General features: G+C 59.8%; 21 protein-coding genes. 9 read left to right on the forward strand and 12 right to left on the reverse strand.

Annotated elements, in window-relative coordinates; translation table 11 throughout:
- Window positions 1-58: 58 nt before the first annotated feature.
- From lptG to rsmA, 5 genes are all read left to right on the forward strand, one after another.
- Window positions 59-1,159, forward strand: a complete 1,101-nt coding sequence (gene lptG / locus ACR0L4_RS04915; RefSeq protein WP_480511006.1) for an LPS export ABC transporter permease LptG — start codon at window positions 59-61, stop codon at window positions 1,157-1,159.
- Window positions 1,159-3,321: an LPS-assembly protein LptD gene (locus tag ACR0L4_RS04920; protein ID WP_480511008.1), complete on the forward strand. Its 2,163-nt coding sequence runs from the start codon at window positions 1,159-1,161 to the stop codon at window positions 3,319-3,321. The genes lptG and ACR0L4_RS04920 overlap by 1 nt, the downstream gene beginning before the upstream one ends.
- Window positions 3,312-4,565, forward strand: a complete 1,254-nt coding sequence (locus ACR0L4_RS04925; RefSeq protein ID WP_480511010.1) for a peptidylprolyl isomerase — start codon at window positions 3,312-3,314, stop codon at window positions 4,563-4,565. Before ACR0L4_RS04920 ends, ACR0L4_RS04925 begins: the two co-directional genes overlap by 10 nt.
- Window positions 4,562-5,527: a 4-hydroxythreonine-4-phosphate dehydrogenase PdxA gene (gene pdxA / locus ACR0L4_RS04930; RefSeq protein WP_480511012.1), complete on the forward strand. Its 966-nt coding sequence runs from the start codon at window positions 4,562-4,564 to the stop codon at window positions 5,525-5,527. The genes ACR0L4_RS04925 and pdxA overlap by 4 nt, the downstream gene beginning before the upstream one ends.
- A gap of 85 nt (window positions 5,528-5,612) precedes the next feature.
- Window positions 5,613-6,455, forward strand: a complete 843-nt coding sequence (gene rsmA, locus ACR0L4_RS04935; RefSeq protein ID WP_480511014.1) for a 16S rRNA (adenine(1518)-N(6)/adenine(1519)-N(6))-dimethyltransferase RsmA — start codon at window positions 5,613-5,615, stop codon at window positions 6,453-6,455.
- A 52-nt stretch (window positions 6,456-6,507) separates the two neighbouring features.
- On the opposite strand, the gene ACR0L4_RS04940 is transcribed toward rsmA, so the two are convergent.
- The 3 genes from ACR0L4_RS04940 to prfA all read right to left on the reverse strand — a co-directional run bounded on the left by ACR0L4_RS04940 (window position 6,508) and on the right by prfA (window position 9,226).
- Complete coding sequence (locus ACR0L4_RS04940; RefSeq protein ID WP_480511015.1) at window positions 6,508-7,086, reverse strand: DUF4167 domain-containing protein; 579 nt, start codon at window positions 7,084-7,086, stop codon at window positions 6,508-6,510.
- Window positions 7,087-7,328: 242 nt separating this feature from the next.
- Window positions 7,329-8,174 carry a peptide chain release factor N(5)-glutamine methyltransferase gene (gene prmC / locus ACR0L4_RS04945; protein WP_170749161.1) on the reverse strand — a complete coding sequence of 282 codons (846 nt, stop codon included), beginning with the start codon at window positions 8,172-8,174 and terminating at the stop codon, window positions 7,329-7,331.
- Complete coding sequence (gene prfA / locus ACR0L4_RS04950) at window positions 8,171-9,226, reverse strand: peptide chain release factor 1 (RefSeq protein WP_170749268.1); 1,056 nt, start codon at window positions 9,224-9,226, stop codon at window positions 8,171-8,173. The genes prmC and prfA overlap by 4 nt, the downstream gene beginning before the upstream one ends.
- Window positions 9,227-9,289: 63 nt before the next feature.
- On the opposite strand from prfA, the gene ACR0L4_RS04955 reads away from it, so the two are divergent.
- Complete coding sequence (locus tag ACR0L4_RS04955; protein ID WP_170749162.1) at window positions 9,290-9,577, forward strand: hypothetical protein; 288 nt, start codon at window positions 9,290-9,292, stop codon at window positions 9,575-9,577.
- Between the two features lie 9 nt (window positions 9,578-9,586).
- On the opposite strand, the gene ACR0L4_RS04960 is transcribed toward ACR0L4_RS04955, so the two are convergent.
- From ACR0L4_RS04960 to ACR0L4_RS04975, 4 genes are all read right to left on the reverse strand, one after another.
- The gene (locus tag ACR0L4_RS04960) at window positions 9,587-9,988 is read right to left on the reverse strand and encodes a DUF1499 domain-containing protein (RefSeq protein ID WP_480511018.1); all 402 of its coding nucleotides are present in this window, start codon (window positions 9,986-9,988) and stop codon (window positions 9,587-9,589) included.
- A gap of 66 nt (window positions 9,989-10,054) precedes the next feature.
- On the reverse strand, window positions 10,055-11,002 hold the full coding sequence (speB, locus tag ACR0L4_RS04965) for an agmatinase (protein ID WP_480511020.1): 948 nt from the start codon (window positions 11,000-11,002) through the stop codon (window positions 10,055-10,057).
- A 62-nt stretch (window positions 11,003-11,064) separates the two neighbouring features.
- Window positions 11,065-12,033, reverse strand: coding sequence for an agmatinase (gene speB / locus ACR0L4_RS04970; protein WP_480511021.1), 969 nt, complete (start codon window positions 12,031-12,033; stop codon window positions 11,065-11,067).
- Between the two features lie 12 nt (window positions 12,034-12,045).
- Window positions 12,046-13,209, reverse strand: coding sequence for a M20 aminoacylase family protein (locus tag ACR0L4_RS04975; RefSeq protein ID WP_480511023.1), 1,164 nt, complete (start codon window positions 13,207-13,209; stop codon window positions 12,046-12,048).
- 66 nt (window positions 13,210-13,275) lie between these two features.
- Between ACR0L4_RS04975 and mazG the strand changes: the two genes are divergently transcribed.
- The 3 genes from mazG to ACR0L4_RS04990 all read left to right on the forward strand — a co-directional run bounded on the left by mazG (window position 13,276) and on the right by ACR0L4_RS04990 (window position 15,582).
- On the forward strand, window positions 13,276-14,133 hold the full coding sequence (gene mazG / locus ACR0L4_RS04980; RefSeq protein WP_480511156.1) for a nucleoside triphosphate pyrophosphohydrolase: 858 nt from the start codon (window positions 13,276-13,278) through the stop codon (window positions 14,131-14,133).
- Between the two features lie 61 nt (window positions 14,134-14,194).
- A complete protein-coding gene (locus ACR0L4_RS04985) occupies window positions 14,195-15,136 on the forward strand; it encodes a nucleoside hydrolase (RefSeq protein WP_480511025.1) in 942 nt (313 codons plus the stop codon).
- Window positions 15,133-15,582, forward strand: coding sequence for a GNAT family N-acetyltransferase (locus tag ACR0L4_RS04990; protein WP_170749168.1), 450 nt, complete (start codon window positions 15,133-15,135; stop codon window positions 15,580-15,582). The genes ACR0L4_RS04985 and ACR0L4_RS04990 overlap by 4 nt, the downstream gene beginning before the upstream one ends.
- Here ACR0L4_RS04990 and ACR0L4_RS04995 read toward each other — a convergent pair.
- The 5 genes from ACR0L4_RS04995 to ACR0L4_RS05015 form a co-directional block, all read right to left on the reverse strand.
- Window positions 15,579-15,746 (reverse strand): hypothetical protein, encoded by a 168-nt coding sequence (locus ACR0L4_RS04995; protein WP_170749169.1) that lies wholly within the window; start codon window positions 15,744-15,746, stop codon window positions 15,579-15,581. The genes ACR0L4_RS04990 and ACR0L4_RS04995 overlap by 4 nt on opposite strands.
- A 271-nt stretch (window positions 15,747-16,017) precedes the next feature.
- Window positions 16,018-17,295, reverse strand: a complete 1,278-nt coding sequence (eno, locus tag ACR0L4_RS05000) for a phosphopyruvate hydratase (protein WP_480511028.1) — start codon at window positions 17,293-17,295, stop codon at window positions 16,018-16,020.
- Between the two features lie 136 nt (window positions 17,296-17,431).
- Entirely contained in the window at window positions 17,432-18,316 is an 885-nt protein-coding gene (locus ACR0L4_RS05005) for a DMT family transporter (RefSeq protein WP_480511030.1), read from the reverse strand.
- A 136-nt stretch (window positions 18,317-18,452) separates the two neighbouring features.
- Window positions 18,453-18,866 (reverse strand): Fur family transcriptional regulator, encoded by a 414-nt coding sequence (locus ACR0L4_RS05010; RefSeq protein WP_170749172.1) that lies wholly within the window; start codon window positions 18,864-18,866, stop codon window positions 18,453-18,455.
- Between the two features lie 83 nt (window positions 18,867-18,949).
- Window positions 18,950-19,654, reverse strand: coding sequence for an endonuclease/exonuclease/phosphatase family protein (locus tag ACR0L4_RS05015; protein ID WP_170749173.1), 705 nt, complete (start codon window positions 19,652-19,654; stop codon window positions 18,950-18,952).
- Between the last annotated feature and the right edge of the window lie 127 nt (window positions 19,655-19,781).

A 19,781-nucleotide genomic window follows, 5' to 3' on the forward strand; every position in this document is an offset into this window, starting at 1 on the left:
CATGTCAGCGCGCACGTGTTGCGAACCCCTGCGTTTCAAGCTTTGCGGGGCCGTTTTCGTGATCCTTGACCGCTATTTCGCGCGCCGTTTTCTACAGAGCTTTGTTGTTATCGGCAGCATTTTTCTGACGCTTCTGATTCTGATCGACCTGATCGAACAGGTCCGCCGGTTCGACGACCACGATCTTTCCGTTGGGCAATTGCTGGGCTTGACGCTGCTGAACACGCCCGCCGCGATCAGCGAGATGCTGCCTTTGCTGATCATCCTGTCCACCATCGCACTGTTCATAGGATTGGCCCGCACATCTGAACTGGTTGTGACCCGTGCCACCGGTCGATCCGGCATCCGCGCACTGGTTGCGCCGGTTTTTCTGGCCCTGACCATCGGTGTGCTGGCCGTTGCCTTGTTGAATCCAATCGCGGCGGCCACTTCGGAAGAATTTCAACGCCTGTCGGACGAATACCGAAACGACGGCAATTCAGCCCTGTCGATCAGCCGCGAGGGGCTGTGGCTGCGCCAAAACTCCGATGAGGGCCAGTCGGTGATTCATGCCAAAGGCACCTCGAACGGGGACACATTGGGCCTGAACGATGTCACGGTTATTACCTTCGCGGCAAATGGCAAACCCACGCAGCAGATTGTGGCAGACCGCGCCGAGCTGGACGACGGTATCTGGGTTTTGACGAATGCAAAGGTGTGGCCTCTGCAGGATGACCTGAATCCCGAGACAAACGCAGTGGCGCACGCGCGTCTTGAGCTTCCGACTTCGCTGACACGTCAGCGCATTCTGGATACCCTGGGGCAACAGGACTCGGTTTCGGTATATGACCTGCCGCAACTGATCCGCGATCTGCGCGAGGCTGGGTTCTCGACAAAACAGTACGAAGTCTGGCTGCAGGTGCAATTGGCCCGGCCCCTGTTTCTTGTTTCGATGGTTCTGATCGGCGCTGCCTTTACCATGCGCCATGTACGATTTGGCGGGACGGGTGTCGCGGTCCTGACGGCCGTGCTGTTGGGCTTTGCCATCTATTTCGTGCGCAACTTCGCCCAGATCCTTGGCGAAAACGGCCAGCTTCCGATCTATGTGGCGGCATGGGCACCGCCTTTTGCCGCAATCCTGTTGTCGCTCGGCCTGCTGTTGCACGCGGAGGACGGCTGATGCGTCATGTCCTTGTCACGGCGGCCACCAGCCTTCTGGTGTTGAGCTTGCCTGCTGGGCTGACGGCCCAAACCCTTGCCGACCCGACCGTCACGCAGGCCCCCGCTGAGCAGGAAGAACCTGCTTTGCTGGTGGCCGACAAGATTTTCATCACACCGGAACGCCAACTGGTGGCCGAAGGCAATGTCGAGGCGTTTCAGGGCGACGTCAAACTGAGCGCAAGCCGCATTCTCTATGATCGCGATACGGGTGAACTGACGGTGGATGGTCCGATCCGCATTGATCAAGGCGGTCAATCGACCGTCTTGGCGGATTCGGCCCAGTTGGACAGTGGGTTTCAGAACGGGCTGTTGGTCGGGGCGCGGATGGTGTTCGAACAGCAGGTTCAAATTGCCTCGGTCCAGGCCCGTCGCGCAGGTGGCCGCTATACACAATTCAGCAAGATTGCAGCTACCTCGTGCCATGTCTGCACTGATGGACGCCCGCCCCTTTGGCAAATCCGGGCCCGCAAGGTGACCCATGATTCACTGGAACGACAATTGTATTTCGAGGGCGCACAGCTGCGGGTTCTGGATTTTCCGGTGTTCTACTTCCCATATCTGCGCCTGCCCGACCCGACGCTCGAGCGGGCCACCGGGTTTCTGGCGCCTTCTATCCGCACCACTTCGCAGCTGGGAACCGGCGTTCAAGTGCCCTACTTCATCAAATTGGGCGATCACAGGGACCTGACGCTGACACCCTATATTTCGTCCGGCACAAAGACGCTGGGCTTTCGCTATCGTCAGGCTTTTGTGAATGGACGGATCAATATCGAAGGTGCGTATACCCGAGACGATATTCAGCAGGATCAGGGTCGCGGATATCTGTTCGCCGATGGCTGGTTCACCCTACAAAATGACTTTCGTCTGACCTTCGATCTGCGTACCACATCTGATGATGCCTACCTTGCTGACTATGGCCTGCCCGACTACGACCGCTTGCGCAGTGAAATCGCGCTTGAACGTATCAAGCGCGACACCGCGTTTCGCACCAGCTTTATCCACTACAAGACACTTCGTGACAGCGAAGATCAGGATGAAATCCCCTCTCGTGTCTTCGATCTGAACTACGAAAAGCGGCATTTCCCTACGTCTGTCGGCGGTGAGCTGCGGCTGAGTGCCATTGCCCATGCGCATGAACGCACCAGCGATGAAGATGTTCTGGGGCGCGATGTGGCACGGGCGACCTTCGATGCCGAATGGTTGCGCAGCTGGACCTTTGCAACCGGAGTACGGGCTGACGCTCGGATCGGGGCATCGGTGGATACGTTCAATATCCGCCATGACAGCAACTACCCAGATCATGTGACACGTACGACACCACGCGCGGCCCTCACGGTCAGTTACCCGATGACCCGCCGCGAAAAGTCCGGAGCCACTCAGTTCCTGGAACCCATAGCACAGATCGGCTGGACAGACGTATCCGACAACGATGTCCCGATCGACGAAAGCACATTTCAGGAATTTGATCAGGGCAACCTTTTGTCCCTGTCTCGGTTCCCGGCTGAAGACCGCCGCGAAGATGGCACAACCGGCGTTGTCGGCGTCAACTGGGCCCGCTACGGCAGTGGCGGCAGGCAAGCACTGGTGACAGTGGGTCAGGTGTTTCGCGCCGATGCCGATCCCGATTTTACCCTGTCCTCGGGTTTGCAGGGCACCTCGTCCGATCTCTTGCTGGCTGGACAGCTCAAAACGGCAAACGGCTGGTCTCTGGCCGGGCGCGGGCTTTTGAACGCCGATTTCAGTTTTGCCAAGGCCGAGTTGCGCGGTGAGTGGGCTCAGGACGGGTCAAACCTTGTCGGCAGCTACATCTGGCAGGAACCCGACCCGGCCGAAAACATCGATGACGAAATCTCGGAAATCTGGCTGCGCGGTCGCTATCAGATCGACCAGAACTGGCTGACACGGGCCGAAGCCCGCTATGATCTGAACGAGTCCGAGCCCATTCGCCTTGGCCTGGGCGTGACCTACCAGAACGAATGCGTTCAGGTTAACATGTCCGTAAGGCGGCGCTTTACTTCAACATCCACTATTGAGCCTTCGACCGAATTCGGCTTTACCGTGTCGTTGACAGGATACGCCCTTGAAGGCGGTGGTAACACTTACAAGAGAACATGCAGTTGATATCAGCTTTCTCACGGTTTCTTCGTTCTGCTTCGGTCAGGCTGGCAATCCCTGCCTTTGCTGCGACAGTCTTTTCCGTTGCCGCATCACAACTGGGCGCGCAAAGCCTGTTTTCACCGGCAATCCGCGTCAATCAGGATATCGTCACCTGGTACGAACTGGAACAGCGTCTGCAGTTTCTGAATGCGCTGGGTATTGCCGGAGGATCCGAGACCGAGGTCCGCAAGGCCCTGATCGATGATCGCCTGCGCAAACAGGTCATGCGCGAGGCCGGGATCGAGGTTGCGCCCGAGGATGTTCAGGCCGGGATTGACGAATTCGCCGCCCGAGGGCAACTGACCACAGAACAGTTTCTGCAATTGCTGGGCAATCAGGGCGTCGACCCGGAAACCGTGCGTGATTTTGTGGCCGACCAGCTTTCGTGGCGCAATTACATCAGTGCGCGCTACCTGTCGCAGGCCAATCCGACCGAGGAAGAAATCAACCGCGCCCTCGGACAAGGTGGCGGTGGCGGGCTTCAGGTCCTTTTGTCCGAGATCATCATACCGGTGAACGCGCAAACCCTGGCCCAAACCGAACTGCTGGCCGAGGAAATCTCGAACCTGCAGGGTTTCGACGCCTTTTCCGCAGCAGCGGCACAGTATTCTGCCGCTGCGACCCGCAACAATGGCGGTCGACTGGACTGGCTGAATCTGACCGGCCTGCCGCCTGCGCTGCAACCGGTTGTCCTGCGTCTGAAAGACGGTGAGATAACCGATCCAATCACCCTGCCCAACGCCGTTGCCCTGTTCCAGATGCGCGGTCTGCGCGAGGTGGCATCGGGTACGCCCACCTATTCCAAGATCGATTACGCAATCTACTACCTGCCGGGGGGGCGCAGCGCTGCAACGCTGGCTGCCGCCGCCAAATTGCAGGAAGAAATCGACACCTGCGACGATCTCTACGGCATTGCCAAGGATCAGCCTGAACAGGTTCTGGAACGCATCGAAGCAAGCCCTTCTGAAATTCCTCGGGACGTCGCTTTGGAACTGGCAAAACTGGACCCCAACGAAGTTTCGACCACGCTGACCCGCCACAACGGTCAGACATTGATGTTCCTGATGATGTGCAACCGGACCCGCGATCTGGGCGAAGACACCTCGCGCGCTGACGTGGCCAACGCCTTGACCCAGCAACGCCTGCAGGCCTTTGCCGACAGTCTGCTCGAACAGCTGCGGGCCGACGCGACAATCATCGAGCAATGACCGCACCTATCGCGCTCAGCTGCGGCGACCCGGCAGGCATAGGCCCCGAGATCGCCGCCAAGGCGTGGGACCAATTGCGCGAGGCCTGTCCCTTTTTCTATATTGGCGACAGCACCCATCTGCCCAAGGGCACGCCGACACAAAGGATAGCACATCCTGAACAGGCCGTTTCCGTCTGCCAAACGGCTCTGCCGGTGCTGCATCTGGATTTTCCTGCACGCAATAACTGCGGCCAACCGGACCCGGATAATGCCCCTTCCGTGATCGACGCCATCGAACTGGGCGTCTCACTGGTGCAATCCGGCGCGGCATCCGCCCTGTGCACCGCCCCCATTCACAAGAAGGCACTGATCGATGGGGCCGGTTTCTCGTTTCCCGGCCATACCGAGTTTCTTGCTGCCCTGGCCGGGCGAGAGCGGGTGGTGATGATGCTGGCAAGCGACCAGCTGCGTGTCGTGCCGGCCACCATTCACATCCCGCTGTCCCGCGTCCCCCAGGCGCTGACCCCCGATCTGCTGCATGACACGATCGAGATCACCGCCACAGGATTGCGCCGTCAATTCGGCATCACAACCCCGCGCATCGCAGTGGCCGGGCTGAACCCCCATGCCGGAGAAGGCGGGAAAATGGGCACCGAAGAAATGGATTGGATCGCCCCGATGCTGGCCGCTCTCAACCCAGATGGCTATACGGTCACTGGCCCGCATCCCGCCGATACGATGTTCCACGCCGCTGCCCGCGCGCGGTATGACGCGGCGATCGCGATGTATCACGATCAGGCTCTCATCCCGATCAAGACGCTGGATTTCGACCGGGGCGTGAACGTCACACTGGGTCTGCCCTTTATCCGCACCTCTCCCGATCACGGCACCGCACTGGATATCGCAGGCCAGGGCATCGCAAACCCCACCAGCCTGATCGAGGCATTGAAGCTCGCGCAACAGATGGCACAAGGCGCTTGATCCTTCACCTGGCTAAAAATATCCCCGCCGGAGGCAAAAAAATATCTGGCGCTGCCCCCGTCAAACGCGCCACGGTAACCGGATCATGAGCGCTATAGACACCCTCCCCCCGCTGCGCGAGGTCATCGCGACCCATCAGCTGTCGGCCCGCAAATCGCTGGGCCAGAATTTCCTGCTGGATCTGAATCTGACGGCCAAAATCGCGCGTCAGGCCGGAGACCTTACGACATGCGATGTGCTGGAAATCGGACCCGGTCCCGGCGGCCTGACCCGAGGGCTCTTGTCCGAAGGCGCGCGCAAAGTTGTGGCGGTTGAAAAGGACACTCGCTGCATCGCTGCTCTGAATGATGTCGCTGCCGCCTATCCGGGCAGGCTAGAGGTGATCAATGGCGATGCTCTGGAAATCAATCCGCTCGAACACCTGAGCCCGCCAATCCGCATCGCGGCGAACTTGCCCTACAATGTGGGTACGGAATTGTTGGTCCGCTGGCTGACCCCACCAGAATGGCCCCCGTTCTGGCAGAGCCTGACCCTGATGTTCCAGCGTGAGGTCGCCGAGCGCATCGTCGCCCAACCCGGCAGCAAAGCTTATGGCCGTCTGGCCATCTTGGCCCAGTGGCGAGCCGATGCGCGGATTGCCATGTCCCTGCCGCCCGGGGCCTTCACCCCGCCGCCCAAAGTCTCCAGCGCCGTGGTACACCTGACGGCGCTGCCCGAACCTCGCTATCCTGCAGATGCCGCAACCCTGTCTCGTGTGGTCGCGGCGGCCTTCAACCAGCGCCGCAAAATGTTGCGCGCATCATTGAAAGGCGTCGCCCCGGATATCGAAGACCGTCTGATTGCAGCCGGTATCAAACCCACGGACCGCGCCGAGCAAGTTCCACTCGAAGCCTTCTGCGCTCTCGCCCGCGAAATCAAACACCCCTGAATACAAAAAGCCCCGGACGATACCGGGGCTTTTCTTCGATCTGTTCTTTGGTTTATTCCGCCGCTTCCGGCGCGTCGCCATCGGTTTTCGGGGCGTCCTCTGCGGCCGGTGCCGCCTTGGGTTTGCGCGCCCGCGGTTTGCGCGCAGGCTTTTCCTTTTTCTCGGGTGCCGGAGCCTCGGCTCCCTTGCTTTCCGGAGTTTCGACCAACCCGCTTTCCGGTGCCGCTTCGGGTGCACCAAAATCCATCACATCAGGTTGCGGCGTTTCTGCCGGGTCGGCCTGACGCGCGGTTTCGCGTTCCTGACGTTCAGCGCGTTCGCGGTCGCGTTCGGCCTGGCGTTCGCGGTTTTGGCGCTCCTGCTCTTCGCGGCGCGCTTCCATCTCGCGCTGTGCCTCGCTCAGCATTCGCAGATAGTGTTCAGCATGCTGCTGAAAGTTCTCAGCCGCAACGCGGTCATTGGCCAGTTGCGCATCACGCGCGAGCTGGTTGTACTTGTCAATGATCTGCTGTGGCGTGCCACGCACCTTGCCTTCGGGGCCCGAGCTGTCAAAAACCCGGTTTACAACGTTGCCGCCGGAAGGACGATTTCGGTTATTCTTGGCCCGCGAGCGGGATTTTGAAGATCTCATCTTACTATACGTCAGCCTTGTCATTCGCTGCCGATCAACCCGTACCTTACGATGCTCAGTGGCCTGTCCCGTAACGTGTCATCGGCTTTTTTGGGCTTGGCGTCAGGGGTGCGCTGAAACAGCGTCAACCTCGCCGACTAATCCTGAGTAAACATGTCCAGCCGGAACAGACAAGGGGATTCTGAGGTATTTCGCAGCTTTTTTACAATCAACGGCGTTTTTCAGCCGCACAATCCCCCATCTCAACCCGGCAATCTGCCCAGAACCACCCGATCACGCCCATCTAGATCCGGGATCACGCGGATACCCGACAATCCCGAAGCATCAAACAAGGCACTGACCGCAGCCGCCTGAGTTGGGCCGATTTCGACCAGTAACCGCCCGCCGGGCATCAGAAAATCCGGTGCATCTGCTGCGATCCGACGATACGCATCAAGCCCGTCCGCTTCATCTGTCAGCGCCATGCGCGGTTCATGCTCACGAACCTCGGGCGACAATTGCGCCATGTCTTCACGCGCGATATAGGGTGGGTTGGAAACAATAAGGTCAAATTGACCATCAATGTTGCCGAACCAATCCGAGCGCAGAACCTCGATCCGGTCCTGCACATTGTGTTGAACGGCATTTGCACTGGTTTGCAGACAGGCCGCTTCACTGAGGTCGACGCCGATCCCCGTCGCGCTGCCACGTTCTGCCAACAATGTCACCAAAACGCAGCCGGACCCAACGCCGAGGTCCAGAACATGATCGAACGGTTCGCTCAATGCAGCGTCGATCAGCGTTTCGGTCTCAGGGCGCGGGTCAAGAACATCCCGGCTGACGTGAAACCTGCGCCCGTAGAAGTCGCGCGCGCCCAACAGATGAGATACCGGCACCCGAATGGCGCGCAACGACACCAGTTGATCATAGCGCTCGGCAATGTCCGGCGACAGCTCTTCGGGCGCGATCAGGGTGACGCGGCTAGCCTCGATGCGGGCGGCATGGGCCAGAAGGACGCGCGCGTCCCGGGCCGGGTCCTCGACACCGGCCGCGCGCAGACGCGCGGTGGCGGCCACCATGGCCTGTGCTGCTGTCAGGGCCGCAATCATTGCGCCATCTCGGCCAGAAGCCGCGCCTGATCATCTGCTGTCAGAGCATCGATCACCTCGTCCAGATCGCCCTGCATGACCTGATCCAGCTTGTAAAGCGTCAGGTTGATCCGATGATCCGTCATACGACCCTGCGGGAAATTGTAGGTGCGAATCCGCTCTGACCGGTCGCCCGAACCAACCTGGCTGGCCCGATCCGCAGACCGTTCGCTGTCGATCCGCTGGCGTTCCAGATCATACAGGCGGGTTTTCAGAACCTGCATGGCAATCTCGCGGTTGCGGTGCTGGGATTTCTCGGAACTGGTCACCACAAGACCGGTCGGCAGGTGTGTGATCCGCACCGCCGAGTCGGTGGTGTTCACGTGCTGGCCGCCTGCCCCTGAACTTCGCATGGTGTCGATGCGGATGTCATTGGCGTCGATCTGGATATCCACATCCTCGGCCTCGGGCAGAACGGCCACGGTGGCCGCCGAGGTATGGATGCGCCCGCCGCTTTCGGTTTCCGGCACCCGCTGCACCCGATGAACACCGGATTCGTATTTCATGCGCGCAAAGACATTGTCGCCCTTGATATGGGCCACCACCTCTTTGATGCCGCCAAGATCCGAGGCCTGTTCTTCGATGATTTCGAACCGCCAGCCCCGCGCCTCGGCATAGCGTTGATACATACGCAGCAGGTCGCCGGCGAACAGCGCCGCCTCGTCGCCGCCGGTACCGGGTCGGATTTCCAGCATCGCCGGACGGGCATCCGCTGCATCCTTGGGCAGCAGGACCAGTTGCAACGCATGTTCCGCCTTGGGGATACGGGCTTGCAGGTCAGGGATTTCCTCTTCGGCCAGTTCCTTCATGTCCGGGTCGGCCAACATCGTCTCGGCCTCGGCCAGATCTGCCAGCAACTGCCGCCAAGCCATGATCTGATCGACCACGGGCTTGAGGTCGGAATACTCTTTGGCGAGGCTTGCGATATCCCCACCCGATGCGCCATCGGCCATGGCCGCTTCGAGGTACTGGAATCGCTGGGTTATCTGCTCAAGGCGTTCTTCGGGGATCATTCCGGCGGTGTCTCTCATCCGGACGCGTTGGTCAAGGGCCAGCTTCGTGCTAGACTGCTTTGCATGAAACCGTTTGCCCTTGGTTTATTGATGTTCGCAGCGCCCGCGCTGGCCGATGTGACGGGCCCGAACGGCAAGATTCAGGACTGCTATTGCACCGACAAATCCGGCTCGCGCGTTGAACTGGGGCAAATGATCTGCCTTCAGGTCGATGGTCGGATGTTTACGGCTCAATGCCAGATGTCTCTGAACGTGCCCATGTGGCGTGAGGTGCAGGAAGGGTGTTTGTCATCCGGGTTGCCTTTGGAATGGCCTGATCTGGAGCCTTCGCACAAAAAATCATCGTCCTGAGGCTTGCCCTCACATCTGCCCCAACCAGTCATCGACGCGGTCCTTGTTGACCCCGAAATCCCTGCGTCCGAACCGCAATCGGCCATGGATGCGCAGCGTGTCACCGTCCTGTTGAACCGTGGTGTAGTCCGGGAAGCCGATCACCTTCGTGCGGGTCACATAGGTGATCATCCCGTCATCCACCGAGCCGGCAAGAACCGCGGTGCGCGGCGACACACGGGCAATGGCGTCCAGTTTTGCCAGACCGTCGGGGCCCGTCTCGACAACACGCAGCACGCCACCTGCAAGGTCCCGGCTCGCCTCGGCCGCGGGGGGGACGTGCCAATCGGCCGGATCAGAGGGGGCAAGTCGGATATAAGCCGCCAGCACGACCACCACTCCGACGACACCCAAAAGCAGCATTTTTTTCATCCTGTCTCCATCCTCAACACCGAACCCTATGTGGAACCGGTATCGGTTCAAGGCGCAGCCGACCGATTACCGCGACGTCACGCCGGGCAGGATGCACAAAAGCTCGAACAGCAGGTTCGCCGCCGTCAGGGCCGTATTGCCCGACGGGTCGTAGGGTGGAGAGACCTCGACCAGATCACATCCCACCACGTTCACCCCCTGCAGCGCGTGGATCAGCTGCAGGGCCTGCGGGGTCGTCAGCCCGCCGATCTCGGGCGTGCCGGTGCCGGGGGCATAGGCAGGGTCCAGACTGTCGATGTCGTAGGTGATGTAGACCGGATGGTCGCCGACCATTTTGCGGATCTGCGATCCGATCTGCGTCAGGTTCTGCTGCCACAACTCCCACGCCGGAAACTGATTGAATCCCCAGCCCTGTGCCTCGGTGAAATCTGTCGCGGCATAGCCCGAGCCGCGAATTCCGATCTGGAAGGTCTTGTCAGCGACAATCAACCCTTCCTCATAAGCGCGGCGGAACACGGTGCCGTGAGTCTCACGCTCGCCGAACATCTCATCATTCACATCGGCATGGGCATCCACATGCACCAGTGCCACCGGTCCATGTTTGGCAGCTATCGCCCGCAAGATAGGCAGTGTGATCGAGTGATCCCCGCCCATCGCAACCGGCACCACGTTCTGCGCAAGGATGCCGTCATAGCTGTCCTTGATGATCCTGAGGCTTTCAGACAGTGAGAACGTGTTGATTGCCAGATCGCCGATATCGGCAATCTGCAACGTATCGAACGGGGCCGCGGAGGTAGCCATATTATAGGGCCGGATCATCGCGCTTTCGCTGCGGATCTGCTTGGGTCCGAACCGCGTACCCGACCGCCACGAGGTGCCGATATCCATCGGTATCCCCAACAACGCCACATCCAGCCCTGCTAACGAGGTGGCCTGCGGCAGCCGCATGAACGTGTTCGGCCCGGAGAACCGCGCCAGATCATTGCCGCTGATCGGTTGATTGTAGTCTGTCATGCTTGTTTTCTCTCATCCTGCCTGATGGTTAACCAGATATCGGAAAGATGGCTAACCAAAGGTTAAGGCTTCGCCAACCTGCGCCACCCCAGCAAACAAATAATCTGCGTCGCCACGTGGGCACCCGCAATCGCTGTCGCGCCCGAGGTGTCATAGGGCGGAGAGACCTCGACAACGTCGCCACCCTTGATGTTGATTCCGGCAATGTCGCGCAGAATGATCTGCGCCTGAATCGAACTCAGCCCGCCCCAGACCGGCGTGCCGGTCCCGGGGGCGAAGGCCGGGTCCAGACCGTCGATATCAAAGCTCAGGTAGACTGGGCTGTCGCCCAGAATGGTCTTGATCTTCTGCGCCACGGCGGCGGGGCCGGATTCGTAAACTTCGCGCGCATCGATGATGTTGACACCCAACGTATCTTCATTGCTGGTGCGGATACCCACCTGGACCGACCGTTTCGGGTCCACGATCCCCGATTTCACTGCCTTGTAGAACATGGTCCCGTGATCGACGCGGGACATGTCGTCGTCAGCCCAGGTATCCGTATGCGCATCGAACTGCAACAGGGACATCGGCCCATATTTCTCGGCATAGGCCTTCAGGATCGGGAAGCTGATATAGTGATCCCCGCCCAGCGTGACCGAGGCCACGTCAGCCGCCAGAATCGTGCGGATATGATCGGTCAACGTGTCCGGAAAGGCCGGGATATTGGCGTAGTCATAGGCCATATCGCCATAGTCGACGATGGCCAGCTCGCTCAGCGCGTCGAACGGCCAACCATAGGGTGCGTCGGGTGATTGCAGCGCGCTGGCTTCCCGGATCGCGCGGGGTCCAAGACGGGTGCCGGGGCGGTTGGTCACGGCCTGATCAAAGGGCACCCCGGTCACCGCAATGTCCACACCCTTCAATTCCTTGGTGTAGAGCCGTCGCAAGAACGAGGTCGCGCCGCCGAACGTGTTCTCGTAGGACAACCCTTTGAGGTCGGGGTTGGTAAAGGCCTCGTCCACCTGATGTTTTGCGTCTTCCAGTGCCATGACTTTCCCCTATCAGCCCAGCGGCTGTGCCTTTTCCACGATCCGCGCGAAGAACGACGCGCCCACCGGCGCAACATCGTCATTGAAGTTGTATCTCGGGTGGTGCAGCCCGGCGCCTTCGCCCTGCCCCAAAAACAGATAGGCACCCGGACGAGACTGCAACATGTACGAAAAATCCTCAGCCCCCATGTCGCGGCCCATATTGTCGACGACGCGGTCGTCGCCCGAGACGTCGCGCGCAACATCCGCCGCAAATGCCGCCTTTTCTGCGTCATTGATCGTCGCCGGATAACCCACTTGATAGTCCAGCCGCGCCTCAACCCCGTAAGAGGCCGCCTGACCAGCCACAATCTGCTCCATCCGCTCGATCACCATTTTCTGAACGGTCGGGTCAAACGTGCGGACGGTGCCGTTCAGGTAAGCCGTGTCCGGGATCACATTGTTCACTGTCCCGGTGTGAATCTGCGTGACCGAGACCACGAGATCCTGCACCGCATAGTGGTTCCGGCTGACGATGGTCTGGATCGCCTGCGCAATCCCGCAGGCCGCCATCACCGGATCCTTGGTCTGGTGCGGCAACGCTCCGTGGCCACCAACGCCTTGCACGTGGATTTCGAACGTATCTACAGCTGCCATGATCGGCCCGGCTGTTGTGTAGAATGCGCCCTCTGGGTTTCCCGGATCATTGTGAATGCCATAAACCTGAGAGATACCGAAGCGGTCCATGATACCTTCCTGCACCATCACATCCGCGCCACCGCCTTCTTCTTCGGCGGGTTGAAAGATCAGCGCCACACGGCCTGTGAAATTCCGTGTCTCGGCCAGATAGCGCGCGGCCCCCAGCAGCATGGTCGTATGCCCGTCATGGCCGCAGGCGTGCATCTTGCCGGGGTGCTTCGAGGCGTAGTCCAACCCCGTTTCCTCGGCAATCGGCAAAGCGTCCATATCCGCGCGCAACCCGATGGTCGGGCCTTCACCCTGTCCGTTGATGATCGCCACCATCCCGGTCTTGGCGATGCCTTCGTACAGCTCATCGACCCCGAACTCACGCAGACGCTCAGCGACGAAGGCTGCGGTTTCATGGCATTCGAACTCCAGTTCAGGGATCGTGTGCAAGTGCTGGCGCCACTTGGCCATATCGGCGGCAAAATCGGCAATTCGGTTGACGACGGGCATCTGGGGTGGACTCCTGATCGGGACTGCGGAATGGATGCATCTGACACCGGAACGAAAGGGTTCGCAATGGCCGAAAATCCTCTGATCCATGACAGCGACGCTGGTATCGAGCGGTTGCTGGAAATCATGCGCCGCCTGCGTGACCCGGAAAGTGGATGCCCGTGGGACATCGAACAGGATTTCGCAACCATCGCCCCCTACACCATAGAAGAGGCTTATGAGGTCGCCGACGCCATCGAACGACAGGCCTTTGACGAGTTGAAGGGTGAACTGGGTGACCTGCTGTTTCAGTCCGTCTTCCACGCACAAATGGCGGAAGAGGCCGGGCATTTCACCTTTCAGGATGTGGTGCGCACCATGTCCGACAAGATGGTCACCCGCCATCCGCATGTGTTCGGAGACGAATCCCGCGTCAAATCGGCGGATCAACAGACGAGGGACTGGGAAACCATCAAAGCGGCTGAACGCGCCGGGAAAAAGCAACAAGGTGCGCTGGATGGCGTCGCCGCCAACCTGCCCGCCCTGTTGCGCGCGCATAAATTGCAGAAACGCGCCGCGCGTGTGGGATTCGACTGGCCCGATGCCAGCCATGTCCTGGCCAAAATCACCGAAGAGGCCGCCGAACTGGAAGAGGCGCGCAACAGCAAGGACGCGGATGCGTTGGAGGATGAGTTCGGCGATCTGCTGTTTGTGATGGTCAATCTGGGCCGCCATCTGGGCATCGAGCCCGAGGCCGCTTTGCGCCGCACCAACGCCAAGTTCACGCGCCGCTTTGAACAGGTTGAGGCGCGGCTGGCCGCCCGTGGCAGAACCCCATCCCAAAGCGATCTGGCCGAGATGGACGCGCTGTGGGATGAGGTTAAAACCGAAGAGCACCGCGCCAACGGCAAACTCCCGCCGGTAGAGACCAAGACCGACGCCTGAAACCGCTGGACAAGTGCGGTGACACTTGCGAGTGTCCGCGCTTCAAGACCCCGGAGGCACCATGGCACCGCGCAAGATCATCATCGACACCGATCCCGGCCAGGATGACGCCGTCGCCATTCTGTTGGCGCTTGCCAGCCCCGAGGATGTCGAGGTTCTGGGCATTACCGCCGTTGCCGGAAACGTTCCGCTGGAATTGACCGCCAAGAACGTCCGAATTGTCTGTGAATGGGCGGGCCATACACAGGTCCCGGTCTACGCCGGGTGCGACCGCCCGATGAAACGCCCTTTGATCACGGGCGAGCATGTCCATGGCAAAACCGGATTGGACGGCCCCGTTCTGACGGATCCAAAGATGCCGCTGGCAGAGGGTCACGCGGTTGATTTCATCGTCGACACCCTGCGGGCGCAGGACCCTGGGACCGTGACGCTCTGCCCATTGGGGCCGCTGACAAATATTGCAACAGCCTTCCAAAAGGCGCCGGATGTTGTTGATCGGGTTCAGGAAATCGTGTTGATGGGCGGCGCCTACTTTGAAGTGGGCAACTACACGCCAGCTGCGGAATTCAACATTCACGTCGACCCCGAAGCCGCTGATATTGTTTTCAAATCAGGCAGGCCAATTGTCGTCATGTCGCTGGATGTCACACACAAAGCGCTGGTTACGAAAGACCGCAACGATGCGTTCCGGGCGATCGACACACAAGTCGGTCACGCCGTCGCGGACATGATGGGCTTTTTCGAACGCTACGATAAGGAAAAGTATGGCTCAGTGGGTGCGCCTTTGCACGATCCCTGCGTCATCGCCTATCTGATCCGGCCCGAGCTGTTTTCGGGCCGCTATGTAAACGTGGAAATCGAAACCCAATCCGAGCTGACCATGGGCATGACCGTTGCCGATTGGTGGGGCGTTACGGACCGCACGCCCAATGCCATGTTCGTGGGCGATCTGGATGCGGATGGATTCTTCACTCTTCTGACCGAAAGGCTGGCCCGACTATGACCGCCGCATTGCGACTCGCCCGCCCCGAGGACCTGGACCGCCTGATGGCCCTGGTCTCGGCCTTTCACGCCGAGCAAGGTATCGCGCAGGACGCCGACCAGAGACGCGAAGCGCTTATGCCGCTGCTGGAAGGTATTCCCCATGGGTGCATCTACCTGATCGGCCCTGGCCGCGCGCCATTGGGGTACATTGTCCTGACCTTTGGGTGGTCAGTCGAGTTTGGCGGCATGGACGGCTTTGTCGACGAGATTTATATCCGCCCCGCCGTCCGAGGTCGCGGTATCGCCACCGAAGTGCTTTTGGAATTACCCAAAGCGTTGGCTGAAGCCGGGCTGACCGCCCTTCATCTGGAAGTCGACCGAACTCAGGACGCCACGCAGAAACTGTATCTGCGCACGGGGTTCAAACCCCGTGATCGCTATATGCTGATGAGCAAAGCGCTTTAGCGCGACTCGCCCCGGAAAATGTAGCCCGGCATTTCCATGTCGTGAACAGGGTCACTTGATGAAACCTGATCCCCCGAAATTGGGTAGGTTCCCGGCCCCGAGCAGGCCGCCATAAATCCAATCGAAAGCATGGAAACGGTCAGAAGGAATTTGGACAAAGACATTGTGTGCTCCTTTCTGCAATAGTTGCAGAATAGGAAACAGTTCGAGGTCCGTATGTGAATAACTTCACACATAACATGAATTTAACCCGCTCTTACTACGCAATATACTGATTTTGCGAGAAACATTCGTCAGCGGCTCGCCGGTTTTCAACCCCGCAACAGACCCAAAAGACGTGCCCATCACCCACAGCAGCCCGGGCTGAGCGCAAGAACAAGGGCTCTCATCTGACGGATGAAAGCCCTTATCTAATCTGCAGTTTGTATGAGGTGATCAGCGCTTCAGGATCGACGCTCCGGCATATTCCGCAACTTCACCCAGTGTTTCCTCGATGCGGATCAGCTGGTTGTATTTGGCCAACCGGTCCGACCGTGCCAGCGAGCCGGTTTTGATCTGACCGCAATTTGTCGCCACAGCCAGATCGGCGATGGTCGCATCCTCGGTCTCGCCCGAGCGGTGCGACATCACGTTGGTGTAACGCGCGCGATGGGCCATATCGACCGCGCGCAGCGTCTCGGTAAGCGAGCCGATCTGGTTCACCTTGACCAGCATCGAGTTTGCACAGCCGCGCTCGATCCCTTCGGCCAGACGTTCCGGGTTGGTCACGAACAGGTCGTCGCCCACCAGTTGAACCCTGTCACCAACGGCATCTGTCAGGGCCTTCCAGCCATCCCAATCATCCTCGGACATGCCGTCTTCGATCGAGATGATCGGATAGTCGTTGACCAGTGCCGCCAGATACGACGCATTTTCCTCGGAAGTCAGCGAAATACCTTCGCCTGCAAGTACATACTTGCCATCCTTAAAGTATTCCGTTGCCGCACAATCCAACGCCAGATGGATTTCCTCACCCGGCTTGTAGCCTGCTTTCTCGATGGACTTCAGAATGAAATCCAACGCCTCACGCGTCGAGGCGATGTTGGGTGCAAAACCACCCTCATCCCCAACGCCAGTGGCCAGACCGGCGGCTGACAATTCTTTCTTCAGCGTATGAAACACTTCCGAGCCCATGCGCACAGCCTCGCGGATATTCGCGGCAGAGGTTGGCATGATCATGAATTCCTGAATGTCGATCGGGTTGTCTGCGTGCTCGCCCCCATTGATGATGTTCATCATCGGCACCGGCAGAACCCGCGCCGAGGTGCCGCCCACATAGCGATACAAAGGCTGTGTGGTGAAATCAGCAGCTGCCTTGGCAGTCGCCAGCGAAACCCCCAGGATGGCGTTCGCGCCCAGACGGCCCTTGTTCTCGGTCCCGTCCAGTTCGATCATTGCCTGATCGATGGCCACCTGCTCGGTCGCATCAAAGCCAACCAGTTCTTCGGCGATCTCGCCGTTCACGGCGGCCACGGCCTCAAGCACGCCCTTTCCCATGTAACGGGATTTATCGCCGTCGCGCTTTTCAACCGCCTCATAGGCTCCGGTCGATGCGCCCGAGGGCACTGCCGCGCGGCCCATGGTGCCGTCTTCCAGGATGACGTCCACTTCGACCGTCGGGTTGCCCCGGCTGTCCAGGATTTCGCGTGCGTGAATGTCGATGATGGTGCTCATGAGGCCCGTCCCTGTGGCTGCAATCAGTTGCACGCCTCATACCAGCACACGGCCAAAAGTAAACCTTTTCCGTTATCGCTAACATGCATATTTTCGGCCCTTTAGGGCTAACAGGCGGATGTTTGCGCCAACAGGATCAGGCCGCAGCCAGTGCAATGTCCCGCGCAAGCCTGCGTTCGCGCAAAAAGGTGTAAAGCCCTGAACCGATGATCAGCGAAGCCCCCGCCAGCGTTATCGCGTCGGGGCGTTCGTTGAACATCAAGACACCGGCGATCATCGAGAACACAAGGCGTGTATACCGGAAAGGCATCATGGCCGAGGCCTCGCCTACCCGCATCGCGGCCACGATGCCATAATAGCCCAGCATGCTGAACACCACCGCAGCCAGATATGGCCCGGCCTGCGCCGCTTGGATCGGCGCATAGGACTGCCCGGTGGAAATCATCAGCACCGCCCCGGCCAGTATGGCGGCAATATAGGCTTGCATGGCGACAACGCTGGACGCCACGCGCGCATCCAGTTTTCGCGTGATCAGGTCACGCGCTGCAATCAAGAAGACGGTTGCGACCACCAGCAGCGTTTCCGGCTGAAACCCTTCAAGGCCCGGACGTATGATCATCAGAACGCCCAGAAAACCGACGCCTATCGCGCTCCAACGGCGCCATCCTACGTTTTCGCCCAGAAACAGCGCCGCCCCCATAGTCACGGCCAAGGGCAAGGCCTGAAACACCGCCGCCACTGTGGACAGATCGATCAGAGACAGCGCCGTCACGAACAAAACCGCGCCCAGCCCCTCGAACGCGGCGCGCGCAAGCGGCAAGAGCTTCCATGCGGCAGGGTCAAAAATCCGTTTTCGCGTCGCCACCGACAGCAGGGCAAAGCACAGCCCGCACACAAGGCCCAATGCGATCAAAATCTGCCCGGTCGGCACAGTTGCCGACAGGTGTTTGATGAACATATCCTCGATTGCAAAAGCTGCCATCGATCCGACAAGCAGCAGAATGCCGTTTACGTTGTTCATGCGCGTTTCCGTTGAGGTGAGCCGCCATCCTGCGGACCGTTGCATCAGCAAAAGCGGAACGCATGCGACGCCGCAAGCGGAATTGCGACTTGTTTGATGAAATCCCGTTGGCCGACCTATCGCGTTCCGTGATGGGTCAGTCCTTGTCCAGCGGCACCCCGTACAGCTCTAACCGGTGGCCTTTCAGCTTGTATCCCAGCTTGGCCGCGATCTTTTCCTGCAACGCCTCGATCTCGGGATCGACAAATTCGATCACTTCGCCCGATTGCATATCGATCAGGTGATCGTGGTGATCCCGCTCGGCGTCTTCATAGCGCGCGCGGCCATCGCCGAACTCGAGCCGTTCAAGGATCCCTGCTTCTTCGAACAGCTTTACGGTGCGATAGACCGTGGCGATCGAGATTCCCGAATCCAACGCCGACGCGCGGGCATATAATTCTTCCACATCAGGATGGTCTGCGCTCTGTTCCAGAACCTGCGCGATGGTACGGCGCTGGCCTGTCATGCGCAGGCCCTTGGCCTCGCAGCGCGCGATGATCGTATCCGACATGTTGCCCCTCAGAAAGCTCCCGGGTTTCTGTTCTAGTATGTTCGCTGGCGCGGCGCCACAAGGATTCGACGCCGGACCGCATGTCAACCCGCGCGTCGGATATCTGCCCAGACCGGCAGGTGATCCGAGGCTATGTGGGCCGGGCGATCCTCGTGTACGCCATGCGCGCGCGCCTCGACCCCCTGCCCCAGCGCGATACGATCCAGCGCCCCCAAAGGTTGCGCAGCCGGAAAGCTGGGAATGGGCGGGAGAAAGCGCATCTCGGGCGCCAGATGGTCCAACACAGGTTGGCGCGACCATTCGTTGAAATCCCCGGCCCACACGGTAGGCATGTCATCCAGATCCGCATCGCAGTGCCGGATATGGGTGATCTGCCGGCGACGCGAGGCCGGCAGCAGCCCCAGATGCATCCCCATGACGCGCAGCGGCCCGATGGGCGTGTCGAATTCAACCCGCACGGCGCCGCGCGGCTCGAATCCCGGTAACTCGTGATGGCCGGTCTTGCGGACCGAAATCGCATCACCCCGCCAGATCACCGCATTGCCGTGCCAGCCCAGACTGCCCGCTCCGCCCAGATCAACAATCTGCCAACCGGACTCGTCCAGCATGAAGTGCGGCAGAGCGGCAGGTCGCGGCGGCAGACGTTTGTCGGCCTCTTGCAAAACGACAATATCGGCCTGCATGCCTTCCAGAACCTGCATGATCCGCTGCGGCTGCCGCCGAAAATCAAGCCCGACGCATTTCTGAATGTTGTAACTGGCAAGCCGCACGACCAAGGATTTATCCATGTTTTCTCGCTGGGTTATCGACGGCACTCAACGGCGACCTCGCCTGGACCGGTACAGGGATTTCGAACCTTCAAAACGGCGTCTGGCCGCCTGTGAGTCCGGCGCGAGCTTGCAATTTTCAACACTG

This window comes from Ruegeria sp. AB5 (assembly GCF_056542645.1).

Excerpts from the sequence above, each read along its gene's own strand:
- ACR0L4_RS04920 (WP_480511008.1), top strand. The coding sequence starts at position 1,159 with ATGCGTCATGTCCTTGTCACGGCGGCCACCAGCCTTCTGGTGTTGAGC.
- ACR0L4_RS04925 (WP_480511010.1), top strand. The coding sequence starts at position 3,312 with ATGCAGTTGATATCAGCTTTCTCACGGTTTCTTCGTTCTGCTTCGGTC.
- pdxA (WP_480511012.1), top strand. The coding sequence starts at position 4,562 with ATGACCGCACCTATCGCGCTCAGCTGCGGCGACCCGGCAGGCATAGGC.
- rsmA (WP_480511014.1), top strand. The coding sequence starts at position 5,613 with ATGAGCGCTATAGACACCCTCCCCCCGCTGCGCGAGGTCATCGCGACC.
- ACR0L4_RS04940 (WP_480511015.1), bottom strand. The coding sequence starts at position 7,086 with ATGAGATCTTCAAAATCCCGCTCGCGGGCCAAGAATAACCGAAATCGT.
- prmC (WP_170749161.1), bottom strand. The coding sequence starts at position 8,174 with ATGATTGCGGCCCTGACAGCAGCACAGGCCATGGTGGCCGCCACCGCG.
- prfA (WP_170749268.1), bottom strand. The coding sequence starts at position 9,226 with ATGATCCCCGAAGAACGCCTTGAGCAGATAACCCAGCGATTCCAGTAC.
- ACR0L4_RS04955 (WP_170749162.1), top strand. The coding sequence starts at position 9,290 with ATGAAACCGTTTGCCCTTGGTTTATTGATGTTCGCAGCGCCCGCGCTG.
- ACR0L4_RS04960 (WP_480511018.1), bottom strand. The coding sequence starts at position 9,988 with ATGAAAAAAATGCTGCTTTTGGGTGTCGTCGGAGTGGTGGTCGTGCTG.
- speB (WP_480511020.1), bottom strand. The coding sequence starts at position 11,002 with ATGACAGACTACAATCAACCGATCAGCGGCAATGATCTGGCGCGGTTC.
- speB (WP_480511021.1), bottom strand. The coding sequence starts at position 12,033 with ATGGCACTGGAAGACGCAAAACATCAGGTGGACGAGGCCTTTACCAAC.
- ACR0L4_RS04975 (WP_480511023.1), bottom strand. The coding sequence starts at position 13,209 with ATGCCCGTCGTCAACCGAATTGCCGATTTTGCCGCCGATATGGCCAAG.
- mazG (WP_480511156.1), top strand. The coding sequence starts at position 13,276 with ATGGCCGAAAATCCTCTGATCCATGACAGCGACGCTGGTATCGAGCGG.
- ACR0L4_RS04985 (WP_480511025.1), top strand. The coding sequence starts at position 14,195 with ATGGCACCGCGCAAGATCATCATCGACACCGATCCCGGCCAGGATGAC.
- ACR0L4_RS04990 (WP_170749168.1), top strand. The coding sequence starts at position 15,133 with ATGACCGCCGCATTGCGACTCGCCCGCCCCGAGGACCTGGACCGCCTG.
- ACR0L4_RS04995 (WP_170749169.1), bottom strand. The coding sequence starts at position 15,746 with ATGTCTTTGTCCAAATTCCTTCTGACCGTTTCCATGCTTTCGATTGGA.
- eno (WP_480511028.1), bottom strand. The coding sequence starts at position 17,295 with ATGAGCACCATCATCGACATTCACGCACGCGAAATCCTGGACAGCCGG.
- ACR0L4_RS05005 (WP_480511030.1), bottom strand. The coding sequence starts at position 18,316 with ATGAACAACGTAAACGGCATTCTGCTGCTTGTCGGATCGATGGCAGCT.
- ACR0L4_RS05010 (WP_170749172.1), bottom strand. The coding sequence starts at position 18,866 with ATGTCGGATACGATCATCGCGCGCTGCGAGGCCAAGGGCCTGCGCATG.
- ACR0L4_RS05015 (WP_170749173.1), bottom strand. The coding sequence starts at position 19,654 with ATGGATAAATCCTTGGTCGTGCGGCTTGCCAGTTACAACATTCAGAAA.